The organism is Streptococcus sp. IsoGale022 (assembly GCF_031142805.1).
Lineage (GTDB): Bacteria > Bacillota > Bacilli > Lactobacillales > Streptococcaceae > Streptococcus > Streptococcus sanguinis_A.
This window is the reverse complement of the sequence record NZ_JAKZJI010000001.1, coordinates 41,959-66,119: the sequence shown is the minus strand read 5'-3', so window position 1 is coordinate 66,119 and position 24,161 is coordinate 41,959. Positions and strand designations below refer to the sequence as shown.

The following is a 24,161-nucleotide window of genomic DNA, read 5'->3' as shown; positions in this document are numbered from 1 at the left end:
GGTTTTTCTGATGGAAAAATTCTTTAACAGTAAATTCATGACCAAACTTCAGGAAATTGGTTATAAACTGGCCAACAATGTGTTTATACAGTCTTTACAAGCTGGATTGGGCTCTCTCTTGGGATTGATTACCGTAGGTTCCTTATTTCAAGTCTTAGCTGCAATTGGAAATGAAACTGCTCTAGGTTGGTTCAAAACAGGGGATGCAGTGTATAATACATTGACCTTGCCTTTCCGTTATTCAATGGATTTTATTTCTATCTGGGTTGCTATCTTCTTTGCTTATCATTATGCTAAGAATTTGAAATTAAAATCCCCTATTATGGCAGCTGTTGATACAGCAGTTACTTTCATGCTTGTGGCAGGAGCTTTTGTTGATACTGAAGAATTCTCCGGCCTGCAATTAGACTATCTCGGCTCACAAGGTATGTTTATCAGCTTCTTTATTGTCTTTGTCGTCGTACAGATTGAAAAATTCTGTTATGAAAAAGATATTAAAATAAAGATGCCAGATGTTGTGCCGCAGTTCCTGCAAGATAGTTTCGGCTCTATTCTGCCGGTATTCTTCTCCATCACTCTCTTCCTCTTGCTGAATGTTGGAATTGGAGCCTTGACAGCAGGAGCTTATAATGTTCCGTCTGGTTTTATGGCTCTCTTGCGTGCACCGCTTGGCGCTGTATCATCTGTTCCAGGTATTGTGATGCTTTGTATGTTAGCGCTGATTCTTTGGTGCTTCGGTATTCATGGTACCCTCATCATTATTCCAATCATTTCTCCGCTTGGGATTCAAGCGGCAACAACCAATGCTGCTCTTCATGCGAACGGTCAGCCAATGCAATTCTTCCCAGTCTTACTCTACACTTCCATGGCCTTGGTTGGTGGTACAGGAAATACATGGGCCCTGGTCTTGATGGGCTTACGTTCAAAATCCAAACAAATTAGTGCCGTGTCTAAGATTTCTCTCATTCCTGGATGGTTTGGTATCAACGAGCCAGTAACATTTGGTATGCCAATTATGTTCAACCCAATTCTTTGTATCCCTTATGTACTCAATGTGCCTATTATGATGATTTTGACTTATTTTGCTTACAAAACAGGCTTTATCATTCCGGCTTGGATTGTTGTCAGCGCTCAGTTGCCAATGGGCTTTAGTAACTATCTAACCACCCTTCGTTGGCAAAACTTTGTTTGGGATTATATTTTGATTCTACCTGCTATGCTGATTTACTACCCATTCTTCAAGAAATATGAAGAGCAACTGGTTAAGCAAGAAGCTGAAATGGAAGCTCTAGAAGCCAAAGGAGGTGCAGCAGCTTGATTGATGTGACAAAATTTTCCAGAGACTTCCTCTGGGGATCGGCTTCAGCAGCCTATCAAGTTGAAGGAGCTTGGGATGAAGATGGTAAGAGTCTGTCTATCTGGGACACCTTTGTCCGCCAGCCTAATAGGACCTTTAAAAACACGACAGGCGATGTGGCAGTGGACCATTATCATCACTACAAAGAAGATGTTAAACTGATGGCCGAAATGGGTCTGAAAGCTTATCGATTTTCTATTGCTTGGACCCGTATTTTGCCTGAGGGCCGAGGAAAGGTCAACCAGAAAGGGATTGAATTTTATTCAAATCTGATTGATGAGCTTCTCAAATATAATATTGAACCCATTATTACGATCTATCACTGGGATTTGCCTCAAGTACTGCAAGATGAGTACGGCGGTTGGGAATCTAGAAAGATAATCGACGATTTCCTGTATTATGCAGAGATTCTCTTCAAAAACTTTGGAGATCGAGTGAAATATTGGATTGGACTCAATGAGCAAAATGTCTTTGTTGGACTCGGCTACAGAGATGGCTATTTCCCACCAGGAATTAAAGACATCAAGCGAATGCATCAAGTCAATCACATTGTCAACTTGGCTAATGCGACGATTATCAAACGATTCCATGATTTAAAAATAAAAGGTCAAATCGGTCCAAGCTTTGCTTTTCCTGTCCTTTATGCTGTGGATAATCATCCAGAGAATGTTCTAGCTATGGAGAAATCCTTGGATGTTAATGTTTGGTACTGGATGGATGCTTATCTATTGGGCCGTTATCCAAAGACAGCCTTAGCTTATCTGAAAAATCAATTCGGAATAGAATTAGATATCCGAGAAGGAGATTTAGAGATTTTAAAAGCTGGTCGTCCAGATTTCGTTGGTGTCAACTATTACCAATCTCATACTTTTGCTGCTAATGTTCCGAATGCTGAAGCTGGAGAGCCGGACCAGTTTAAGCATGTGCCAAATGAACACTTAGAGCGTACCAGCTGGGGATGGGAAATAGATCCAATTGGTTTGCGGATAGCTTTGCGACGGATTACCAGCAGATATGACATCCCAATTATGATAACTGAAAATGGGCTAGGAGAGTATGACACCTTGACAGAAGATAGAAAGATCCACGACCCATATCGGATTGAATACCTTGATAATCATATTACAGCTGTACAAAATGCCATCGAAGATGGTTGCCAAGTCATCGGCTATTGTACGTGGTCTTTCACAGATCTACTTTCATGGCTAAACGGCTATGGTAAGCGCTATGGATTTGTTTATGTAGACCGTGATGAGGAAGAAGGGGGTAGTCTAGAGCGGATTCGAAAAGATAGTTTTTACTGGTATCAAAAATTAATTAAAGAATTTGAGAGCAAAAGAGAAAACAGTAGAACCTATTCATAGAAAAAAGCCAGTAGTTTATATCTCCATAAACTACCGGCTTTTCTTTTTTTATTTTTCTCGCATTTGACCTTGTGGGAAGTAGGTTCCTTCTGGCATGTCATTGATGATCACATGGACAGCAGACTGAGGTGCGCCTGTATTTCTGACAACGGCTTCAGTTACTTCCTTGGCAAGAGCTTTTTTCTGCTCCAAAGTACGACCTTCAAATAAATCAATTCTAACAAATGGCATATTTTCTGCCTCCTTTATTTCTTTATCATTATTTTATCACAAATGAGGTTTTAAAGAGTAGTGAATTATGGTAAAATAATGTGAAGTAAAAATGGAGATAGTGAATTAGCAAAGATTTAAATTATGGCTCAGTTATATTACAAATATGGCACAATGAATTCGGGCAAGACCATTGAAATTTTAAAAGTGGCCCACAATTATGAAGAACAAGGCAAGAGCGTAGTTATCATGACTTCGGCTGTTGATACCCGCGACGGTTTTGGAGTAGTTTCCAGTCGTATCGGTATGAAGCGGAATGCTATGGCTATTGAAGACCAGACGGATATTTTTGGCTATATCCAGCAGCTGCCTGAAAAACCTTATTGTGTTTTGATTGATGAGGCTCAGTTCTTGAAACGCCACCATGTCTATGATTTAGCTAGAGTGGTGGATGAGCTGGATGTTCCGGTTATGGCTTTTGGTCTGAAAAATGATTTTCGCAATGAACTCTTTGAAGGCTCCAAACATCTCTTACTCTTGGCTGACAAGATTGAGGAAATCAAAACCATTTGCCAATATTGCTCTCGGAAGGCTACCATGGTTTTGCGGACTGATAATGGGAAACCAGTTTATGATGGAGAGCAGATTAAAATTGGCGGTCACGAGACCTATATCTCAGTCTGCCGCAAGCACTATTTTAACCCCGATATTAAGTAATCCAGCGATAGAAATAAAGGAGATGATGAACATCTATGAACATCTATGAACAGTTACAAGCGGTGGAAGATCGCTACGAAGAACTTGGTGAACTCCTAAGCGACCCTGATGTAGTTAGTGATACCAAGCGTTTTATGGAGCTTTCTAAGGAAGAAGCCAGCACCCGAGATACAGTGACGGCATACCGTGAGTATAAAAAAGTCCTGCAAAACATCACAGACGCTGAAGAAATGATAAAAGACGCCTCTGGTGATGCGGACTTGGAGGAAATGGCCAAGCAAGAACTAAAAGATGCTAAGGCTGAAAAAGAAGAATACGAGGAAAAACTAAAAATCCTCCTTTTACCTAAAGATCCAAACGATGATAAGAATATCATTTTGGAAATCCGGGGTGCTGCAGGAGGAGATGAGGCTCAGTTGTTCGCAGGAGACCTCTTGCAGATGTATCAAAAATATGCTGAAAGCCAAGGCTGGCGCTTTGAAGTTATGGAAGCTTCTTATAATGGTGTAGGTGGGATAAAGGAAGTGGTCGCTATGGTCTCAGGCCAGTCGGTCTACTCAAAGCTTAAGTATGAATCTGGCGCTCACCGCGTACAGCGGGTTCCTGTAACCGAAAGCCAAGGTCGCGTTCACACCTCAACAGCAACTGTCTTGGTGATGCCAGAAATCGAAGAAGTAGAATACGACATTGATCCTAAAGATCTGCGGGTGGACATCTACCACGCTTCAGGTGCCGGCGGTCAGAACGTCAATAAGGTTGCAACTGCGGTTCGTATTGTCCATCTGCCAACCAATATTAAGGTTGAGATGCAAGAAGAGCGGACCCAGCAGAAGAATAGAGATAAGGCTATGAAAATCATCCGAGCCCGCGTAGCAGACCACTTTGCTCAAATTGCTCAAGATGAGCAGGATGCAGAGCGCAAGTCTACGATTGGCACAGGTGATCGCTCAGAGCGGATTCGTACCTATAATTTCCCGCAAAACCGGGTGACAGATCACCGTATCGGTTTGACCTTGCAAAAGCTGGACACGATTTTAGCTGGCAAACTGGATGAAGTCGTTGACGCCTTGGTTCTCTATGACCAAACGCAAAAACTAGAAGAGCTGAATAAATAATGACATTAGCTCAATATTTGGCGCAGCTAGAGCAAGAGCTGGTAGCAGCTGGAGAAGAAGCAGAAAGCCTGACTTTCGTTTATCGGGCTCTCAAGGATCTCTCCTTTACCGACTTTGTTCTTAAGCTTCGGACAAAAGTCAGCCAAGAAGATCGTGACCAGCTAAAAGCAATTCAAGAGCAGCTGCTTGCCCACATGCCAGCTCAGTATATCATTGGCAGCAGTGACTTTCACGGTCTGACTCTCAAGGTTGATGAGCGGGTTCTAATTCCTAGGCCTGAGACGGAGGAGCTAGTGGAGCTGATTTTGTCAGAAAATCCCGAAAGTTCTCTGTCTGTCTTAGATATCGGAACGGGTAGCGGAGCCATTGCTTTGGCATTTGCAAACAGCCGTCCAGACTGGCAGATTATTGCTTCTGACCTTTCGGAAGACGCTCTTTCCCTGGCAGCAGAAAACACTCAGTCCTGCGGATTCAGCCTCACTTTTGTCCAATCTGATTGCTTGGATGCAATCCAAGGAAAATTTGACATCATCGTCTCCAACCCGCCCTATATTTCAGAAGCAGATAAGGACGAAGTTGGACTCAATGTTCTGACCTCAGAGCCTCACATGGCCCTCTTTGCTGAGGAGGATGGCTATGCTGTCTATCGGAAAATAGCCGAGCAGGCAGGAGACTATCTGACAAAAAAAGGAAAAATCTATCTGGAAATTGGTTACAAGCAAGGAGACGGTGTCAGGGAGTTATTGAAAAAATCTTTTCCCAAAAAACGAATCCGAGTCTTGAAAGATCAATTTGGCAAAGATAGAATGGTGGCGATGGACAATGGATAAGATAGAGAAGACTCTGGCAGCAGGCGGAGCAGTTGTCCTGCCGACAGAAACAGTTTATGGCCTCTTTGCCCAGGCTTTGAATCAAGAGGCGGTTGAACGAGTCTATGAATTAAAACGAAGACCCCGTGACAAGGCTCTCAATCTCAATGTGGCTAGCTTGGAAGAGATTTATGTTTTTTCTAAGAACCAGCCCAGCTACCTAGAGCAGCTCTATCAAGCCTTTCTACCTGGCCCGCTGACTATTATCCTCCAAGCCAATGACCGAGTGCCTGTTTGGATAAACTCAGGTATGGAAACCGTGGGTTTTCGGATTCCTAAGCATCCAGTTACGTTGAACTTGATTCGTAAGTATGGTCCCTTGATTGGTCCATCCGCTAATCTTTCTGGAAAAGCTAGTGGAACTTCTTTCCAGCAGATTATGATGGATTTTCAAGAGGAGGTCTCAGGGGTAGAAGATGATGCATCCTTGACAGGTCAGGATTCAACTATTCTAGACTTGTCTGGAGAAAAGGCACTTATTCTACGCCAGGGAGCGATTACTCGCGCGGATATTCTCGCCCAAGTAAATGATATAAAATTTTAACTTTAGGACCTAAGGTCCTATTTTCGCAAAAGAAGGGAGACACCTTATGATTTTTGACCAAGAAGACTACAAAGCATTTGACCCAGAGATTTGGGAAGCAGTTGCTAAAGAAGAAGAACGTCAGCAGCATAATATTGAGCTGATTGCTTCAGAAAATGTCGTTTCTAAAGCTGTCATGGCTGCTCAAGGTTCTATTTTGACCAATAAGTATGCTGAAGGCTACCCAGGTCGCCGTTACTATGGTGGGACAGATGTAGTGGATATGATTGAGAGTCTAGCGATTGAGCGTGCCAAGGAAATCTTTGGTGCCAAGTTTGCTAATGTGCAGCCTCACTCAGGCAGCCAGGCAAATTGTGCGGCTTATATGGCTTTGATTGAGCCAGGTGATACTGTTATGGGTATGGATTTGTCTGCTGGCGGCCACTTGACTCACGGTGCGTCAGTCAGCTTCTCTGGTCAAACCTATAATTTTGTATCCTATAGTGTTGATCCCGAAACAGAATTACTGGACTTTGATGCTATTCTCAAACAAGCCAAGGAAGTACAGCCTAAGCTGATTGTGGCGGGGGCTTCAGCTTACTCTCATATTATTGACTTTTCAAAATTCCGTGAAATCGCTGATGCGGTAGGCGCTAAGCTCATGGTTGATATGGCTCACATCGCTGGATTAGTCGCTGCAGGCCTCCACCCAAGCCCTGTACCTTATGCGGATATCACAACAACTACAACCCACAAGACCTTACGTGGTCCTCGCGGTGGTTTGATTTTGACAAATGATGAAGAATTGGCTAAGAAAATCAACTCAGCTATCTTCCCAGGCATTCAAGGTGGACCATTAGAGCATGTCATTGCAGCTAAAGCTGTTGCCTTTAAAGAAGTGCTTGATCCAGCTTTCAAGGTTTATGCTCAACAAATTTTGGATAATGCCCAAGCCATGGCCCAAGTCTTCCGTCAGCATGACAAGTTCCGTGTGATTTCTGACGGTACTGAAAATCACCTTTTCTTGGTGGATGTTACCAAGGTTGTAGAAAATGGGAAAGTAGCGCAAAATCTCTTGGATGAGGTTAATATTACCCTTAATAAAAACTCCATCCCTTACGAGACCTTGTCACCATTTAAGACTAGTGGAATTCGTATCGGTACAACAGCTATTGCAGCTCGAGGCTTTGGTGTAACAGAAAGTATCAAGGTAGCCGAGCTTATTATCAAGGCTCTGGAAAACGCTGAAAACGAAGCGGTGCTAAATCAGGTGCGGGCAGAAGTTCGTGAATTGACGGACGCTTTTCCACTCTATGAGGGCTTGAACTAAGATGGATATTTACGTAAAAAAAGCGATTATTCATCAATTCAGCCCAGCTGATACCGAACTGCTGCTGGCAGATAAGTTTCTCAACATTACTCCCAAGATTGAAGAGTACCTGCGCAAGAAGATTGAGCGGGTCTACTCTGATGATGCTAAAACAGGTGTTTTCAATCCCGAAAACGTCTTTTTAGCCCAGCTTTCAGACGACCTACTGGAAACATCAGTGACAGTGGCCAAGCTCTGGCAGGAGGAGTTTTCTGTCAGTGAAAACCAGAAAACCAACGATCTGATTTTTGTCCAGTTTGACAAAGAGGGTGTGGAGCACTTTGCTTTTCTGCGGATTGCTCTGCGGGAAACTCTGACCCACTTAGGTGGCGAGGTGGACAATCCTATCAAGCTGACGCAGAACAATCTGCCTGGCTTTGGTACAGGTGCGGACGAGGCTTTGGTCATCAATCTCAAGTCTCGCAAGTACCATCTGATTGAAAAGCGCATCAAGTATAACGGTGCCTTTCTCAATTATATGTCAGACAATCTCTTGCAGGTCAATCCGACAATCTCAGCTAAGAAATCAATCAAAGCACTTGAGAAGACTGCTCAAAAAGTTGCCGAAAGTTTTAACAAAGACGATTTTCAGTTCCAGTCCAAGGTCAAATCCAGTATTTTCAAAAATCTGGAAGAAAATGACGAACTGTCGCCTGAGAAGTTGGCTGATGATCTTTTTGACAGCAATCTGACTGCTCGACTTACCTTTATTGACCAAGTCAAGGAAGCTATTCCTGAGCCAGTCAAGTTTGATGAGATTGACAGCAGCCGCCAGAAGAAAAAGTTCGAAAATCAGAAACTCTCCCTTTCAAATGGAATTGAGCTCATCGTTCCCAATAATATATATCAGGACGCAGAGTCGGTAGAGTTTATCCAGAACGATAACGGGACCTATTCTATTTTGATTAAGAACATCGAGGATATCCAAAATAAATAATGTTTAAATTTCTAAGAAGACTGATTTTATTCCTTTTCGTGCTCTTTGCTGGCTACAAGATTTATCAGGTTCATCATGATGTCAAGCAGGTCATGAAGTATCAGACTTTGGTCAGAGAAGTGCTGGATGAGCAGGACACAGCGGCCAATGAAGAATTGGTACTGGCCATGATTTATACAGAAACCAAGGGGAAAGATACTGATGTCATGCAGTCCAGTGAAAGCGCGACTGGTCAGACCAATGCCATTACGGACAACAAAGAAAGTATTCGCCAGGGAGTTCAGACCTTATCTGATAACCTAGAGTTAGCCAGTGAAAAAAAGGTAGATGTTTGGACAGCAGTACAAGCCTATAATTTCGGTCAGGCCTATATCGACTATGTCGCTAAAAACGGTGGTGAAAATACACTGGAGCTGGCTAAGAAATATTCCAAAGATGTAGTCGCTCCAAGCTTAGGCAATGTAACTGGCAAGACCTACGGCTACTATAACCTGATTTCAATTTTCCACGGTCCAGAACTCTATATCAACGGCGGTAATTATTATTATTCCCGTCAGGTCAAGATGAACATGCATATCATGCGCCTCTTAAAATGGTTTTAGAGAGTGGGACAGAAATCGGTAATTCGTTAGAATTCGATTTCGTCGTCCCACCTCCGCACAGTTGAGTAGGGCTGTAAAAGCTGATGAAATCAGCGTAGTAGAGCCCACTCAACCACTGCGTCTTGCCCGACAATCCAAAGACAATTGAGAGGCTAGGACTTTTGTCCCAGCCTCTTTTTTGATGGTGAAGTAATAATCCGGATATTTGTAACCACGATGGATACATGATATAATTTTGTACATCTATCATAAAAAGGAATGAAAAATGAACAAGAAACTTGGTTTTAAGCTCCTCATTCTGGTTTTGGTGACAATTGCCGGTCTAACAGCTTTTTACAACCATAAAGAAGCCACTAGCCTCAATACAAAACAATATGTGCAGTCAACAACGCCGACCTTGTTTTTCCACGGTTTTGGATCCAGCTCTAATGCTGAAAACCATATGACAGAGGCTGCCAAAAAGGCTGGAGTCACTCAGACAATTATCACAGCAAATGTCAGTAAAAATAGGCAAGTAAGCTTATTAGGAGAGATACCGAAAGGTGCTATCAATCCCATTATTAAAGTAAACTACGAAGATAACCGCAATGCCGACTATGCTCAAGATGGCAAATATGCAGCAGCTGTGATTCGTAAGTTACAAGAGACTTATGGCTTTGATAAGATGAATCTGGTAGGCCATTCGATGGGGAATATGTCCATCCTCTTTTATATGCTGGAGAACGGTCAGGATGAAAATCTTCCTCAGTTGCAAAAGCAGGTCAATATTGCCAACCATGTTAACGGTCTGAAGGGAAGGGACTTGCCTGAAGATTTGAGTATCTTAGACGACCAAACTGGCCAGCCTAGTGCTATGAGCCAGACTTATCAAAAGCTACTGGGATTACGAGAAGTTTACCCGCAAGAGCAGGTAGATGTTTTGAACATTTACGGTGATTATAAAAATGAATCCGACGGTTCTGTCCTCAATATTTCTTCTCGCAGTCTTAAATATCTCCTAGTTGAAAATGCCAAATCTTACCAGGAAAAGAAAATCACAGGTCAGTTGGCTCAGCACAGCCAATTGCATGAGAATCCAGAAGTAGACGAATTACTAATTGACTTCCTTTGGAAAAAGTAGGAAAGAGCAGTTACTGGCAAGCAAATCCAGTGACTGTTTTTTCTTTGAACTTCTTTGAGAAATGTTGTAAAATGTATCTATTATCTCAAGCCCTCAATGGATGAGATAATAATAACTCCATCATTGCAGCAACTTAACTGAAGCACTCTAAACATCAAAAGGAGCGAAAATCACAAGCTCAAGAAACAGAAATTAGAGGTACTCAGATAAAAAGTTTGCTCTATAAAAAAGCTATAGAATTTGGGAAACTATAGCGGTAGGAAAAGAGGAAAAAATATGAAATTCAAAAAAACTTTAATGACAGCAGGAGCCTTGCTGGCTACTCTGTTTACTGTATCGACTGCAGCTGCCGATTCAAATGTTCAGAAAGTCATTGATGAGACTTACGTGCAGCCTGAGTATGTTCTAGGTTACTCCTTAGATGAGAACCAAAAACAGCAGACCTTGCAGATGTTGGGCTACAATTCATCCAGCGACAGCAAGCCACTTAAGACCATGACTCCAGAAGTCTACTCTAAAATCATGGATGTTGCTAACGACCCTAGCCTGCAGCTTTATTCTTCTGTAAAAATTCAGAAGTTAGGCAGCAATAAGCCATTAGAGGTCAAAATTGTCACTCCGCAAAACATCACTAAGGTTACAGAAGATATGTATCGCAATGCGGCTGTTACTCTAGGTGTTCAGCACGCGCAAATTACCGTTGCAGCACCGATTCCGGTAACAGGTGAGAGCGCCTTGGCAGGGATTTACTACTCTCTGGAAGATAACGGTGCGACCATTCCTCAGGAAAATAAAAACCTAGCGCAGGAAGAACTGGCTGCCCTTTCTGGCATCAATGCTGAAAACACAGGTAAGGAAGGCTATGACGCAGACAAGCTCAACGTGGCTCTGGCTGATATCAAAGCGGCTATCGCCAATGCTAAGAAGAACAACAGTAATTTGACAGCAGATGATGTCCGTAAGATTGTTGAAGAAACCTTGAAAAACTATGGATTGACTCAGTCAGTAACTAGCGATCAAATCAACCTCATTGTGAATTTTGCTATCAATCTTTCAAACAGTGGAGTCATTACGGATTCTGACTTTACAAAGACTCTTAGTGACTTGAAAGATAGCATTGTTTCAAAGGCAGGGGATACCTTTAACAATATTAACCTCAACTTTGATGCAAACGGCCTCCTTCAAGAAGGCGGTAATTTCTTTTCTAATATCTGGAATGCCATTGTCAACTTCTTTAAAGGATTGTTTGGCGGTTAATTCCAAGACTATGTAAAACAAGGCTGGGACTAAAATGTCCTAGCCTTGTTTTATGCCTAGAAATGAAATTTTAATTTAGCTTTTTAAAAAGAAAATACGGAAGAGCAGCAGTAGACAAAGATGAAGCGGATAGAAAGCATAAAAGCCCCACTTTACCCAGGCAGGCGAATAGCCGCGCTGGCCGTTATAAGCTTTGAGAAGCGGCAGAGTCAGGAGTAGACCCAACATAGCAGCCGCATCGCAGAGCAGGACAGGATTGGGATCTGTATAAAAGGCCCAAAGATTTATCAGAATAGACACTACCATAAGGGTGAGGATTGGTGTGACAAAGCCGTCTGATTCCTCCCGTTTTTCGTAGAAACCAACAATCGTCAAGATTCCCAAAAAGCCCCAGTCCGATTGCCAAGTCAGAAAAGAGAATGTTAAAATCAAGAGCAAGCGCAGAAAAGAATGTTGAACCTTTTCCAAAAATACTAGCAATAAAAGCCCTAAGAGTAAAGTATAAAGAATGTTATTGTCAACTGTCAACGGTTTGTGGCTTTCAAAAAGATAATAGAACGGCAGAATGGATAGCAACCAAAAAAGAGTTAGGCGAAGTGCGTATTTCCCTCTGCTTCGTGTATACTGAAAGCCCTCAACCAGTAAATAAGCCATGATTGGAAAAGTCAGTCGTCCAATTGTTTCAGTCAAGAAATACAAGTAAATATTCTGGTTTTCCAACTCTAGCGTATGTCCCAAATGGTTGATAAGCATAGCAGCAATAGCAATCAATTTCAAATGAAAAGCATCCAGTGATTTTTTCATCTCTAACTCCTTCATCAATATTTTACTAGTCATTATATAAAAAATGATGTGCGAAGTCAATGCAATCATAACCACCCGTCTAACGGGTGGTTTGTCCCAGGGCTATAAGCCCACATCACCAGCTAGCGCCTAAAGGCGCTGGCTTTCACTTTGTTCAAGCCTCATTACTCTTGTCTCGTCCCAAACCTCTCAAAGAGGTGTTTGCATTACTTACCACTATCCCTAAAGGGGCCCCCATATTCTTTTACACTCAATTTATCCAACGCTATATCATGCTTTTCCTGTTCTTGGATATATTTCTTAATGGTGGCTTCATTTGTACATGATCTGGCATTAAGTGACCCTCGATAATTTCAACACCTTTATAACTACATAATCGGTGAAATATTTCACCCAAACTGTTTCGATATTGATTATAGATAACTTTTCGTCTATACTTAGGTGTAAACACAATGTGATATTTACACATCCACTTTGTGTGTGATAAACTATGTGACTTTTGCGCCATATATTTCTCCTTTCGCTTTACAATTGGCTTGAACACCTTTATTGTATCGCGTTGGGAGTTTTTTTGGTATAACCTTCAATGCGCACCCGCATAGCGGGTGGTTTATTTGTCTCGCACCTAGCGGAGCGAGATAGACTGAAAGTCGCAAAATTAAAAAGGGCTTTTTGCCCTTTTTTAAGTAAGAATAATGCTTTTTATATTTTTACTCCCACTCTACAGTTGCAGGTGGTTTGCTGGTGATATCATAGACGATGCGGTTGACATGGTCTACTTCGTTGACGATACGAACAGAGATTTTTTGCAGGACATCCCAAGGAATCTTGGCAAAGTCAGCTGTCATTCCATCGATAGAAGTGATGGCGCGAATCGCAATTGTGTAGTCGTAAGTCCGGCCGTCGCCCATGACACCAACCGAACGGACTCCAGTATTAACAGTAAAGTATTGCCAGATGTCGCGGTCAAGACCAGCTTTGGCGATTTCTTCACGGAGAATAGCGTCCGATTCCCGGACAGTTTCTAATTTTTCCTCAGTGATTTCTCCCATAACGCGAATAGCAAGTCCTGGTCCTGGGAATGGTTGGCGCCAGACAATTTCATCAGGCATACCAAGCTCTGTACCCAAAGCACGAACTTCGTCCTTATAAAGTGTGTTCAACGGCTCAATCAGCTCAAACTGCATGTCTTCCGGCAGACCACCAACGTTATGGTGAGACTTGATAGTCTGAGCGGTGTCAGTTCCGGACTCGATAACGTCTGTATAGAGAGTCCCTTGAGCCAAGAATTTCACATCTTTCAGTTTGCTGGCTTCGTCATCAAAGACATAGACAAACTCATTTCCGATGATTTTACGTTTTTGCTCTGGATCTGAGACACCGGCTAGTTTGTCAAGGAAACGTTTAGCTGCGTCTGCCTTGACGATATTCAAACCAAATTTGCCGCCAAGCATGTCCATGACCTGATCAGCTTCGCCTTTGCGCAAAAGACCATGATCCACAAAGATACAGATTAGTTGATCACCAATTGCTTTCTGCAAGAGAACACCGACGACAGAAGAGTCTACACCACCCGAAAGTCCCAACAGCACCTTTTTGTCACCAACGGTTTGGCGGATTTTTTGGATTTCCATGTCAATGAAGTTATCCATAGACCAGTCGCCTTTGGCTCCACAAATATTAAGAGCAAAGTTACGAAGAATATCATAGCCAAATTCTGAATGACGAACCTCAGGGTGGAACTGAATGCCGTAGATTTTCTTAGTAGGATTTTCAATTGCTGCAAAAGGACAGTCGGCAGAAGTACCAGTACGGACAAAGTCAGCAGGAATTTCTGTTACTGCATCTCCATGGCTCATAAGAACTAGCTGACTTTCAGGTGTTCCGTTGAAAAGGCTGGAGTTGGCAGTATGTGACAGAGTTGACTGCCCATATTCTCGATTTCCAGCATGACCAGCAGGGACAACCTTGCCGCCCAGCTTGTGAGTCAACAGTTGCATACCATAGCAGATCCCCAAAATCGGGATTCCCAACTCGAAAATTTCTGGGTCAATATCAAAAGAGCCGTCTTCATATACAGAATTTGGACCGCCGGAAAGGATAATTCCGACAGGCTGGATAGTACGGACTTCGTCAGCGGTAATCTTGTGGCTCTTGAGCTCAGAAAAAACACCGATTTCACGAATGCGGCGTGAAATCAGCTGGTTGTATTGACTTCCGTAATCAAGCACGATTATCTTTTCGACATCTTGCAATTCAGTTCTAGTTGTCATCTGTTCCCTTTCTTAAAAGAAGTAATCTTTTCCCCTCATTTTATCACAAAAAAGGAATTTTTCCAAGGTAATAAGGAGTAAGTGTGATGAAAAAACGAATATGAGACTTTAGTTTGCTATTATTGTTTGATTAGACCGACTTGCCATGGACGCTAGTGCTATCTCTGACTAAAATCAAATAAACAAGCTCTTAAAATGTTGATCTTTTTTGAAAAAATAACTGATTTCGTGAGAAAAGCCTCCGCTCTTCAATATTTAGTTTGACATTTGAAGTATTTGGTACTAAAATAAAGGAAGGTACCAAATAAGAAAGAAGAGCCGACATGTTACCCGCATATATCAAAATTCATGATCAGATTAAGAAAGATATCGACGATGCCGTTTGGGAGATTGGGGAGCGCCTGCCTAGCGAGCGAGATCTAGCCGAAACTTTTAAAGTAAGCCGTATGACCCTGCGTCAGGCTATTACACTCTTGGTTGAGGAGGGAGTGCTGGAGCGTCGAGTCGGTAGTGGAACTTTCGTAGCCAGCACACGTGTTCAGGAAAAAATGCGCGGCACCACTAGCTTCACGGAAATCATGAAGGCACAAGGCAAAACGCCATCCAGTCAGCTTATTTCTTATCGGCGTACTCTGCCGAGTGAGCAGGAAGTGGAGAAACTAGGCATCAACAAGACGGAAAATGTCATTCGGATGGAGCGGGTTCGCTACGCTGATGATTTGCCAGTGGTTTACGAGGTGGCTTCAATTCCAGAGAAGTTTATTAAGAATTTTAAAAAAGAAGAGGTGACCAGTCATTTCTTCCAGACCTTGCAGGAACACGGCTATAAGATTGGCAAGTCCCAGCAGACTATTTATGCTCGGCTGGCTAAGGAAAAAATCGCCAATTACCTTGATATTCCCCGCGGCCATGCTATCTTAGGACTGACTCAGATTTCTTACTTTGATGATGGAACAGCTTTTGAATATGTAAAAAGCCAGTATGTTGGCGATCGCTTTGAATTTTATTTGGAAAACAATTAATAGCTGCAAAACTCTTGGTTATCACTAAGAGTTTTTAACTTGTCTTTTACTCGGCAGAAAAAGCTGATTGACCTTTTGCAAGCTCATATTTCGTGTGTTTATTTCCCTTGTCAGACTAGAGTTTATCATGCTTTTCTGGTATAATGTTTCTTATGGAAATTGAAAAAACAAACCGAATGAATGCTCTCTTTGAGTTTTATGCGGCGCTTTTGACTGACAAGCAGATGAACTACATCGAGCTCTACTATGCAGACGACTACAGTCTGGCGGAGATTGCTGAGGAGTTTGGTGTTAGCCGTCAGGCTGTTTATGATAATATTAAGCGGACGGAGAAGATTCTGGAAGACTATGAGAAAAAGCTGCACATGTACTCGGACTACATCGTTAGAAGTCAGATATTTGACCAGATTACAGAGAAATACCCTGAAGACAGCTATCTGCAGGAGCAGATCGGGATTCTATCTGGTATTGACAATCGAGAGTGACCATGGCTAAACAAGTTATCTACAAGGGAATGTCCTGCTGGTTGTTGGAGTCGGAAGAGTCTTTCCCTGCTAGGATACAAATCATCTCCCCTGATGATCTTTCTAAGGCGATACAGGAAGGCTTCAGCTGCTGGGGATACCCAAATGAGATTATGAAAGAAGTCTCTTCTGAGGAATTTGCTTCTTTAACCCGTTTTGGAAAATTTCCACTGAATTAATTGAAATAGAAACTAGGAGAAATAAAAAATGGCATTTGAAAGTTTAACGGAACGTTTGCAGAACGTCTTTAAAAATCTACGCAGAAAAGGAAAAATCTCAGAGAGCGATGTTCAGGAAGCAACAAAAGAGATTCGTCTGGCCCTTTTAGAAGCAGACGTTGCCCTGCCAGTTGTCAAAGATTTTATCAAGAAAGTCCGTGAGCGGGCTGTCGGCCATGAGGTTATAGATACCCTCAATCCAGCGCAACAGATTATCAAAATTGTTGACGAAGAGCTGACAACTATCCTGGGCTCTGATACTGCTGAGATTATCAAGTCACCAAAGATTCCGACTATTATTATGATGGTTGGTCTGCAAGGGGCTGGTAAGACTACCTTTGCCGGAAAGCTTGCTAATAAACTCAAGAAAGAAGAAAATGCTCGTCCGCTCATGATTGCGGCGGATATTTACCGTCCGGCGGCTATTGATCAGTTGAAAACACTTGGACAGCAAATTGATGTACCAGTTTTTGCTTTGGGAACGGAAGTTCCAGCTGTTGAGATTGTCCGTCAAGGTCTGGAGCAGGCAAAAGCCAACCACAACGATTATGTCCTGATTGATACGGCTGGTCGTCTTCAGATTGATGAAAAGCTCATGCAGGAGCTGTCAGATGTCAAAGCGCTGGCTAATCCGAATGAAATCCTCTTGGTTGTCGATGCCATGATTGGTCAGGAAGCGGCTAATGTTGCTCGCGAATTTAACAGTCAACTGGAAGTGACTGGGGTTATCCTGACTAAGATTGATGGTGATACCCGTGGCGGTGCAGCCTTGTCTGTCCGTCAGATTACTGGTAAGCCTATTAAATTTACAGGTACCGGTGAAAAGATCACTGATATCGAAACCTTCCACCCAGACCGCATGTCCAGCCGGATTTTGGGCATGGGGGACATGTTGACTCTGATCGAAAAAGCCTCTCAAGAATATGATGAGAAAAAATCGCTTGAAATGGCTGAAAAGATGCGGGAAAACACCTTTGATTTCAATGACTTCATTGATCAGCTGGATCAGGTACAAGGCATGGGACCTATGGAAGACTTGCTCAAGCTGATTCCAGGTATGGCCAATAATCCTGCTCTCAAGAATATCAAAGTAGATGAGAAAGAAATTGCTCGCAAGCGTGCCATCGTATCCTCTATGACACCAGCTGAGCGGGAAAATCCTGACTTGCTGAGTCCTAGCCGTCGCCGTCGGATTGCCAATGGTTCAGGTAACAGCTTCGTCGATGTCAATAAATTTATCAAAGACTTCAATCAAGCTAAGCAGATGATGCAGGGCGTTCTGTCAGGCGATATGAGCAAGATGATGAAGCAAATGGGTCTCAATCCAAACAATATGCCTAAGAACATGCCCGGTGGCGGAGGAATGCCCGACATGTCGGCTCTTGAAGGCATGATGGGCCAAGGCGGTATGCCTGATATGTCAGGCATAGGAGGAGCCGGCATGCCGGATATGAGCCAAATGTTTGGCGGTGGCCTCAAGGGCAAGGCTGGAGAGTTCCTGATGCGCCGCAGCATGAACAAGATGGCCAAGCAAATGAAGAAAAACAAGAAGAAGCGGAAGTAATAACAAAAAAACAAGTCGCATAACTAAGTTTTATGTGGCTTGTTTTTGGAAACATCAGATTCAGATACGGAGACTAGTATGAAGCCTTTTTTGATTCAATTCATTCATCGACTTGCTAAAACTTTTCAAAAATTATTGAATAAGCTGCCTTCCCACCCGATTTCTCATCTACCTGCCAGCAAGGTCGAAATACATCCTATTATCATGATTCCAGGTAGTTCGGCGACAGAGAATCGTTTTAATCGAATGGTTAAGAAGCTCAATCGCAATCAGCATCCGCATCATAGTCTGGTCCGAATTAAAGTCTGGAATGACGGGCACATGACCTATCGAGGACATTTGAAACGGAAGGATAGTCAGCCAATTTTTGTGATTGGCTTTCAAAATAATCGTGATGGTTATGAAAATATCAAGAAACAAGCGGCCATGTTTGATGCTGCCTTGACTGTCTTGCGAAAGAAGTATTCTTTTAACAGGTTTAAGGCGCTGGGGCATTCTAATGGAGGTCTAGTTTATACAGTATTCCTGCAGCAATACCTTGCAAACCACTCTGAGCTAGAGATGGAAAAGCTCCTGACTATTGGCAGTCCTTATAATCTAAACAAGAAAAATCTCAAGCATCGAGTCCCAATGCTAGATGACTTTGTAGCCAACCAAGGAAAACTGCCTAAGAAGCTGCAGCATTTGTCAATTTTGGGAATCTTTTTCCGAGATGGTGACGGAATTGTTCATAAAAGCAGTGTAGAAGCTGGGAGCTTGATTTACAAAGGAAAAATCGCTTCACACAGAGAGGTCGTCATCGTAGGCAAGGACGCCCATCATTCTTCCTTGCCGCAAAATGAACAGGTAGTTGATTTGATTAGGGAGTTTTTATTCTAGTAAATATTTTACATAATTTAATTTTAGTAAAAAATTAGAAAGGTGATAAAACAATGAAAATGACAGACATTCTTCATAGGTATTATGGTGACTTTGATCTGATAAATGAAAAATGGAACGAAGACTATGAAAGCATTTTAATTAAACCAAAGGATAATCAAGAATATAAAAGATGCCGTTTGGCAAAGAAAACACCCAAAAAAGAAGGATACTTTACAGTCTTTTGGAAAAAAGACCAAGACAACAAGAATATTCCTTATACTGATAGAGACTTGGGTGATGAACTAGTTATTGTCGTTATTGACGACTGTCATTGCGGTATATTTATAATTCCCAAAGAGGTGGCTATTAGTAAAAAAATTCTTTCTACAAAGGATTGTAAAGGAAAGATGGCTATGCGGTTTTATCCGTCCTGGTGCACAAATTTAAATAAAACAGCTCAGGCAACACAAAAATGGCAACTGGATTATTTTCAAAAAATCGAATTAGAAGAATAAGTTTTAGGTAAAACAAGATAGGGTTGAGAAACTAACTCTGTCTTGTTTTTATTATCTGTTTTGTAGTAAAGTTAAATTACTCACCTCCCTACATCATCTTTCCGAAAAACTATAATTTTCTTGAAAAATATATCTAGATATGCTATACTACTGTTATGGAAAAAACGGAGAAGTATGATGAGACGTGAACTGTTATTAGAAAGAATTGATAAACTCAAAGCCACTATGCCCTGGTACATTTTGGAATATTACCAGTCTAAGCTGGCGGTGCCTTATAGTTTTACAACCTTATACGAATACCTCAAAGAATATGATCGCTTTTTTAACTGGGTGCTTGAATCTGGTATAACGGATGCTTCGCATATTGCTGAGATCCCTCTATCGGTCTTGGAAAATATGACCAAGAAAGACATGGAAGCCTTCATTCTTTATCTGCGTGAACGTCCGCTTCTCAATGCTAATACAACTCAAAACGGTGTTTCCCAGACAACCATCAACCGGACTCTTTCAGCTTTGTCCAGTCTCTACAAATATTTGACGGAGGAAGTGGAAAACGAGCAGGGTGAGCCCTACTTCTATCGAAATGTGATGAAAAAGGTTGCTACTAAGAAGAAAAAGGAAACTCTGGCTGCTCGTGCAGAGAATATTAAGCAAAAGCTCTTTTTAGGGGATGAGACGGAAGAATTTCTCCAGTATATTGATACGGAGTACCCTAAGAAGCTCTCTAACCGCGCTCTGTCCTCCTTCAACAAAAACAAAGAACGAGATTTAGCTATCATTGCCTTGCTGCTAGCCTCTGGTGTTCGTCTGTCTGAAGCTGTCAATCTAGACCTAAAAGACATCAATCTCAAAATGATGGTCATTGAAGTGACAAGAAAAGGAGGAAAAAGGGATTCTGTCAATGTTGCTGCATTTGCTAAGCCCTATTTAGAAGACTATCTGAGTATTCGAAGCAAACGATACAAGGCCGAAAAGACGGATACAGCCTTCTTTTTGACTGAATACCGTGGCACTCCTAATCGAATCGATGCTTCTAGTGTCGAAAAAATGGTAGCCAAGTATTCTGAGGACTTCAAGGTGCGAGTGACGCCTCACAAACTCCGCCACACGCTTGCTACACGCTTATACGATGCAACCAAATCTCAAGTTCTCGTCAGTCATCAGCTAGGGCATGCTAGTACTCAGGTAACTGACCTCTACACTCATATTGTCAACGACGAGCAAAAAAATGCTTTGGATAAATTATAATGTTACATAATTTAAAATATGTAATTAACAGAATGACAATAATAACAAAAGAGCGAAAATCTAGTTTAGATGCTTCGCTCTTTCCTTTATAAAAACTCAATCCAATAGTTCCGATGCGGCTCAATAATCAGCGGTTTGCCCCAGAAGTGCTTGAGATGTTCAAGGTTTGCTGCTGTGACAGGTCGATTTTTAGAGTTGTACTTTTCAGCGCTTTCTCTAGTTAGGAAGCATTTGACCGCTTCGTAGGAGCCGTCTGCTGTTTCTCTATTCAGCCCTTCAAAGCTAACTTCATCACCTGGCTGAGGGTTGTCTGTGAAGAGTCTTCCGATAAAGTAAACTGTCTTACTCTTCATCAGGTCGTAAGCCTTGATATTCTCTATTCGATTATTAGCTGCTGCAAACATGATGCAAAAGCTATCAACAAGATCCTTTAAGGGCATCAGGTCTTCCTTGGGAACGAAGATATCTACCATATAGAGTCCGCCAATGACAAGATTTTGGAAAGAAAGTTGCTGAATAACATTATCTAGCGCCATGCCAAGTGGCAATTTGACGGCTTGATAGCCTGATTTTTCAAATTCTTCTTTCTTTTTCTCATAATCTTCTGCAGATATGCTAACATAAAAATTGTCTGGATTAGGAGATGGTTTTTTCTTCAGAAAAGCTACAACTGTGCGGTCCAACTGCTCAAACAGACCAAGGCTTTCTACTGGGACTTTCTGCATCAAGACACCTCTTTCTCTGATTCCCTATCATTTTATCATATCTGGCAGATAAAGCCTAGAGAAAACTAGCTGGTCAAGGAAACGTAAGAATGTTGTTGATTTGAAATATACTGTTTACATGAAAAACCAAACTCTTCGAGAGCTTGGTTTTCTTTATGTCATATTTTAACCGACGATAGCTTCAGCAATCTCTTCTCTGCTGATTCCGGCAAAGTAGCGGCTGATATCAATCGTTTCAAGGGCTTTGAGCACATCTTCGCGTTCGTATTTAACGCCGCGCAGCACATCTTCTACTGCTGCTACGTCCTCAATACCAAAGAAGTCTCCATAGATTTTAATATTCTGAATCTTGGATTCAACAATATTGGCAAAGATTTCTACCTTACCGCTGGTAAACTTGGTCCCACGGCGCACATTGTATTCAGGCGATTTACCGTAGTTCCAGTCCCAAGTTCCAAACTTGCTATCTCTGATTTGCTTGATTTCTTCCAGTTCTTTCTCGGAAAAGACATATTCTGTCATTTCTGGATATTCTTTCTTCATGTAGTCCAGAAGCAGGTCGCGGAATTCTTCGACAGTAATCTTTTCTGGCAATTCATTGACAATATTGGTCACGCGTGCACGAACAGATTTAACCCCTTTTGATTCGAACTTGTCTTTGGAAACCTTAAGTGCATTGGCCAAGACTGACAGATCAACATCAAAGAGCAGGCAACCATGATGCATGATACGGCCATTAATATATGCCTGTGCATTGCCACAGAACTTCTTGCCATCAATCTCCAGATCATTACGGCCGGTGAATTCAGCCTTTACTCCAAGTTCAGCCAAGGTGTTGATAACCGGCGTAGAAAAACTCTTGAAGTCAAAAGCTCTATCTTCGCTTTCCTTGGAGATGATGGTGTAGTTGAGGTTGTTTAAATCGTGATAAACAGCTCCACCACCGCTGATACGACGTACAACCTCAATGCCATGCTCACGAACATAATCACGGTTGATTTCTTCGATGGTGTTTTGGTGGCGCCCCACAATGATAGAAGGTTTGTTAATCCAAAGCAGGAAAATTTCATCCTCATCCAAGAGGTGTTTGAAAGCATATTCTTCCAGAGCAATATTAAAAGCTGTATCATTTGAGTAGTTAACAATGTATTTCATAAGCTACCTCTTTATACGATAGAGACTGGAACAATGATTTATGTCCAGTCTAATCTATCTTTTAAATTATTTTTTCTTAGGTGAGTGAACTGCTAACCCCAGTACGTCTGCAAAAGCTTCGTACATAACTTCTGAGAAGGTTGGGTGACCGTGAATGGTCTTAAGCATTTCTTCTACAGTGATTTCCATTTCGATGATGGTTGATGCTTCGTTGATCAATTCTGCTGCGGCAGGACCGATGATATGAACACCGAGCACTTCACCATACTTCTTATCAGCAATGACTTTAACAAAGCCTTGAGCCGCATCAGAAGCGATAGCACGGCCGTTAGCAGCGAAGTTGAACTTACCAATCGCTACATCATATTTCTCACGAGCTTGCTCTTCTGTCAAACCAACTGCTGCTACTTCTGGCAGGGTGTAAATAGCTGCAGGCGTCAGATTGAGTTTAGCAACATGGTGATTACCTTTCAGAGCATTTTCAGCTGCTACTTCACCCATACGGAAGGCTGCATGAGCCAGCATCTTAGTACCATTGATATCACCTGGTGCGTAAATACCTGGAACAGAAGTTTCCATGTACTCATTGACCTTGATACGGCCGCGATCCAGTTCGAATTCAACCTCACCAATGCCTTCTAGGTCTGGCACGCGTCCGATAGAAAGAAGGGCCTTATCTGCGAGGACATCTTCTTTTCCTTCGACCTTGATACGAAGTTTTCCGTTTTCTTCAATGATTTCTTCCAACTTAGTTTCAGTTAGAATTGTCATGCCCTTACGCTCCAAGATGAGGCGAAGATTTTTAGAAACTTCCGCATCCATAGCTGGTACAATGCGGTCCATCATTTCGATAACGGTAACTTTTGAGCCAAATGTCATGAAGGCTTGTCCAAGCTCAATACCGACAACACCACCGCCGATAATTACCAGATTTTCAGGCACTTCGTTCATTTCCAGAATATCATCACTAGTCATAACAAGAGATGATTGCATACCTGGGACATTGATCTTACTGACTTTTGAACCACCGGCCAAAATAATCTTCTTCGTTTCTAGCAGCTCGCTGCCGTTTACAAGAACATTCTTGTCTTTAGTAATGGTACCAATTCCTTTATGAACATCTACGCCATAGCTGCGAAGAAGGCCAGCAACACCGCCAACAAGCGTATTAACAACCTTGTTTTTAGTTTCAAGGACCTTGTCCATATCAACTGTAAAGTTTGGATTTTCAATGATGATACCGCGGTTAGCAGCGTGACCAAGGTTTTCAATGATTTCAGCATTGTGCAAGTAAGTCTTAGTAGGGATACAGCCACGGTTCAAGCAGGTTCCGCCTAGCTCAGACTTCTCTACCAAGGCAATTTTACCACCCAGCTGAGCTGCTTTGATAGCTGCTACATAACCAGCAGGTCCTCCACCGATAACAACGATATCGTAAGCATCATCACTCTTATCATCATCTGTACTTGCTGCAGCTGTTGCAGGAGCTGGTGCTTCCGCAGGTGCAGATCCGCCAGCAGTTGGGATGTTTTCTCCTTCTTCTCCCAAGTAACCGATGACTTCCGTTACTGGAACAGTTTCTCCGTCACCTTTGAGAATGGCAATCAGATAGCCGTCTTCTTCAGCTTCCAATTCCATGCTGACCTTGTCAGTCATGATTTCCAGAAGGATTTCCCCTTCTTTGACAAATTCTCCGACTTTCTTATTCCATTGGACAATTTGCCCTTCGGTCATATCCACGCCGGCTTTTGGCATAATTACTTCTAAAGCCATTTTTCTTTCCTTTTCTAATTTAATTTTTCATTTACTGAG

General features: G+C 42.2%; 24 protein-coding genes and 1 pseudogene. 18 read left to right on the top strand and 7 right to left on the bottom strand.

What is annotated here, in order from left to right:
- Nucleotides 1–10 precede the first annotated feature (10 nt).
- Both RG608_RS00340 and RG608_RS00335 read left to right on the top strand, forming a co-directional pair.
- Nucleotides 11–1,318, top strand: a complete 1,308-nt coding sequence (locus tag RG608_RS00340; RefSeq protein WP_002909757.1) for a PTS sugar transporter subunit IIC — start codon at nt 11–13, stop codon at nt 1,316–1,318.
- The gene (locus RG608_RS00335) at nt 1,315–2,721 is read left to right on the top strand and encodes a glycoside hydrolase family 1 protein (protein WP_268686708.1); all 1,407 of its coding nucleotides are present in this window, start codon (nt 1,315–1,317) and stop codon (nt 2,719–2,721) included. The genes RG608_RS00340 and RG608_RS00335 overlap by 4 nt, the downstream gene beginning before the upstream one ends.
- A 48-nt stretch (nt 2,722–2,769) precedes the next feature.
- Here RG608_RS00335 and RG608_RS00330 read toward each other — a convergent pair whose 3' ends face one another.
- Complete coding sequence (locus RG608_RS00330) at nt 2,770–2,970, bottom strand: 4-oxalocrotonate tautomerase (RefSeq protein WP_223310287.1); 201 nt, start codon at nt 2,968–2,970, stop codon at nt 2,770–2,772.
- A 105-nt stretch (nt 2,971–3,075) separates the two neighbouring features.
- Between RG608_RS00330 and RG608_RS00325 the strand changes: the two genes are divergently transcribed.
- The 9 genes from RG608_RS00325 to RG608_RS00285 all read left to right on the top strand — a co-directional run bounded on the left by RG608_RS00325 (nt 3,076) and on the right by RG608_RS00285 (nt 11,440).
- The gene (locus tag RG608_RS00325) at nt 3,076–3,648 is read left to right on the top strand and encodes a thymidine kinase (RefSeq protein WP_002895523.1); all 573 of its coding nucleotides are present in this window, start codon (nt 3,076–3,078) and stop codon (nt 3,646–3,648) included.
- A gap of 35 nt (nt 3,649–3,683) precedes the next feature.
- The gene (prfA, locus tag RG608_RS00320; protein ID WP_002895522.1) at nt 3,684–4,763 is read left to right on the top strand and encodes a peptide chain release factor 1; all 1,080 of its coding nucleotides are present in this window, start codon (nt 3,684–3,686) and stop codon (nt 4,761–4,763) included.
- Nucleotides 4,763–5,593, top strand: coding sequence for a peptide chain release factor N(5)-glutamine methyltransferase (prmC, locus tag RG608_RS00315; protein WP_268686709.1), 831 nt, complete (start codon nt 4,763–4,765; stop codon nt 5,591–5,593). Before prfA ends, prmC begins: the two co-directional genes overlap by 1 nt.
- On the top strand, nt 5,586–6,176 hold the full coding sequence (locus RG608_RS00310) for an L-threonylcarbamoyladenylate synthase (RefSeq protein WP_268686710.1): 591 nt from the start codon (nt 5,586–5,588) through the stop codon (nt 6,174–6,176). Before prmC ends, RG608_RS00310 begins: the two co-directional genes overlap by 8 nt.
- A gap of 46 nt (nt 6,177–6,222) precedes the next feature.
- Nucleotides 6,223–7,485, top strand: coding sequence for a serine hydroxymethyltransferase (gene glyA / locus RG608_RS00305; RefSeq protein ID WP_268686711.1), 1,263 nt, complete (start codon nt 6,223–6,225; stop codon nt 7,483–7,485).
- 1 nt (nt 7,486) lies between these two features.
- Nucleotides 7,487–8,461, top strand: a complete 975-nt coding sequence (locus RG608_RS00300) for a nucleoid-associated protein (RefSeq protein ID WP_268686712.1) — start codon at nt 7,487–7,489, stop codon at nt 8,459–8,461.
- Complete coding sequence (locus RG608_RS00295; RefSeq protein ID WP_268686713.1) at nt 8,461–9,063, top strand: lysozyme family protein; 603 nt, start codon at nt 8,461–8,463, stop codon at nt 9,061–9,063. The genes RG608_RS00300 and RG608_RS00295 overlap by 1 nt, the downstream gene beginning before the upstream one ends.
- Before the next feature lie 265 nt (nt 9,064–9,328).
- Complete coding sequence (locus tag RG608_RS00290; RefSeq protein WP_308946376.1) at nt 9,329–10,183, top strand: alpha/beta hydrolase; 855 nt, start codon at nt 9,329–9,331, stop codon at nt 10,181–10,183.
- Nucleotides 10,184–10,459: 276 nt separating this feature from the next.
- Entirely contained in the window at nt 10,460–11,440 is a 981-nt protein-coding gene (locus tag RG608_RS00285; protein WP_308946375.1) for a DUF1002 domain-containing protein, read from the top strand.
- 75 nt (nt 11,441–11,515) lie between these two features.
- On the opposite strand, the gene RG608_RS00280 is transcribed toward RG608_RS00285, so the two are convergent.
- From RG608_RS00280 to guaA, 3 genes and pseudogenes are all read right to left on the bottom strand, one after another.
- The gene (locus tag RG608_RS00280) at nt 11,516–12,277 is read right to left on the bottom strand and encodes a TraX family protein (RefSeq protein ID WP_308946459.1); all 762 of its coding nucleotides are present in this window, start codon (nt 12,275–12,277) and stop codon (nt 11,516–11,518) included.
- Nucleotides 12,278–12,450: 173 nt separating this feature from the next.
- Nucleotides 12,451–12,752: pseudogene (tnpA, locus tag RG608_RS00275) on the bottom strand (IS200/IS605 family transposase).
- 202 nt (nt 12,753–12,954) lie between these two features.
- On the bottom strand, nt 12,955–14,517 hold the full coding sequence (guaA, locus tag RG608_RS00270) for a glutamine-hydrolyzing GMP synthase (RefSeq protein WP_308946374.1): 1,563 nt from the start codon (nt 14,515–14,517) through the stop codon (nt 12,955–12,957).
- A gap of 323 nt (nt 14,518–14,840) precedes the next feature.
- Between guaA and RG608_RS00265 the strand changes: the two genes are divergently transcribed.
- From RG608_RS00265 to xerS, 7 genes are all read left to right on the top strand, one after another.
- Entirely contained in the window at nt 14,841–15,539 is a 699-nt protein-coding gene (locus tag RG608_RS00265; RefSeq protein WP_268686716.1) for a GntR family transcriptional regulator, read from the top strand.
- Nucleotides 15,540–15,691: 152 nt separating this feature from the next.
- Nucleotides 15,692–16,024 (top strand): putative DNA-binding protein, encoded by a 333-nt coding sequence (locus RG608_RS00260; protein WP_125331069.1) that lies wholly within the window; start codon nt 15,692–15,694, stop codon nt 16,022–16,024.
- Between the two features lie 2 nt (nt 16,025–16,026).
- On the top strand, nt 16,027–16,242 hold the full coding sequence (locus RG608_RS00255) for a 2-oxoglutarate:acceptor oxidoreductase (RefSeq protein WP_268686717.1): 216 nt from the start codon (nt 16,027–16,029) through the stop codon (nt 16,240–16,242).
- Nucleotides 16,243–16,270: 28 nt separating this feature from the next.
- Nucleotides 16,271–17,845 (top strand): signal recognition particle protein, encoded by a 1,575-nt coding sequence (gene ffh / locus RG608_RS00250; protein ID WP_268686718.1) that lies wholly within the window; start codon nt 16,271–16,273, stop codon nt 17,843–17,845.
- A gap of 78 nt (nt 17,846–17,923) precedes the next feature.
- The gene (locus RG608_RS00245) at nt 17,924–18,724 is read left to right on the top strand and encodes an alpha/beta hydrolase (RefSeq protein ID WP_268686781.1); all 801 of its coding nucleotides are present in this window, start codon (nt 17,924–17,926) and stop codon (nt 18,722–18,724) included.
- A 53-nt stretch (nt 18,725–18,777) separates the two neighbouring features.
- Nucleotides 18,778–19,221: a MepB family protein gene (locus RG608_RS00240; protein ID WP_268686719.1), complete on the top strand. Its 444-nt coding sequence runs from the start codon at nt 18,778–18,780 to the stop codon at nt 19,219–19,221.
- A 177-nt stretch (nt 19,222–19,398) separates the two neighbouring features.
- Nucleotides 19,399–20,469, top strand: coding sequence for a tyrosine recombinase XerS (gene xerS / locus RG608_RS00235; protein WP_032914844.1), 1,071 nt, complete (start codon nt 19,399–19,401; stop codon nt 20,467–20,469).
- 86 nt (nt 20,470–20,555) lie between these two features.
- Here the strand turns inward: xerS and RG608_RS00230 are convergent, their stop codons facing one another.
- The 3 genes from RG608_RS00230 to lpdA all read right to left on the bottom strand — a co-directional run bounded on the left by RG608_RS00230 (nt 20,556) and on the right by lpdA (nt 24,122).
- On the bottom strand, nt 20,556–21,194 hold the full coding sequence (locus RG608_RS00230) for a hypothetical protein (RefSeq protein WP_002930456.1): 639 nt from the start codon (nt 21,192–21,194) through the stop codon (nt 20,556–20,558).
- A 165-nt stretch (nt 21,195–21,359) separates the two neighbouring features.
- Entirely contained in the window at nt 21,360–22,349 is a 990-nt protein-coding gene (locus RG608_RS00225; RefSeq protein ID WP_268686720.1) for a lipoate--protein ligase, read from the bottom strand.
- Nucleotides 22,350–22,415: 66 nt separating this feature from the next.
- Nucleotides 22,416–24,122 (bottom strand): dihydrolipoyl dehydrogenase, encoded by a 1,707-nt coding sequence (gene lpdA, locus RG608_RS00220; protein ID WP_268686721.1) that lies wholly within the window; start codon nt 24,120–24,122, stop codon nt 22,416–22,418.
- Between the last annotated feature and the right edge of the window lie 39 nt (nt 24,123–24,161).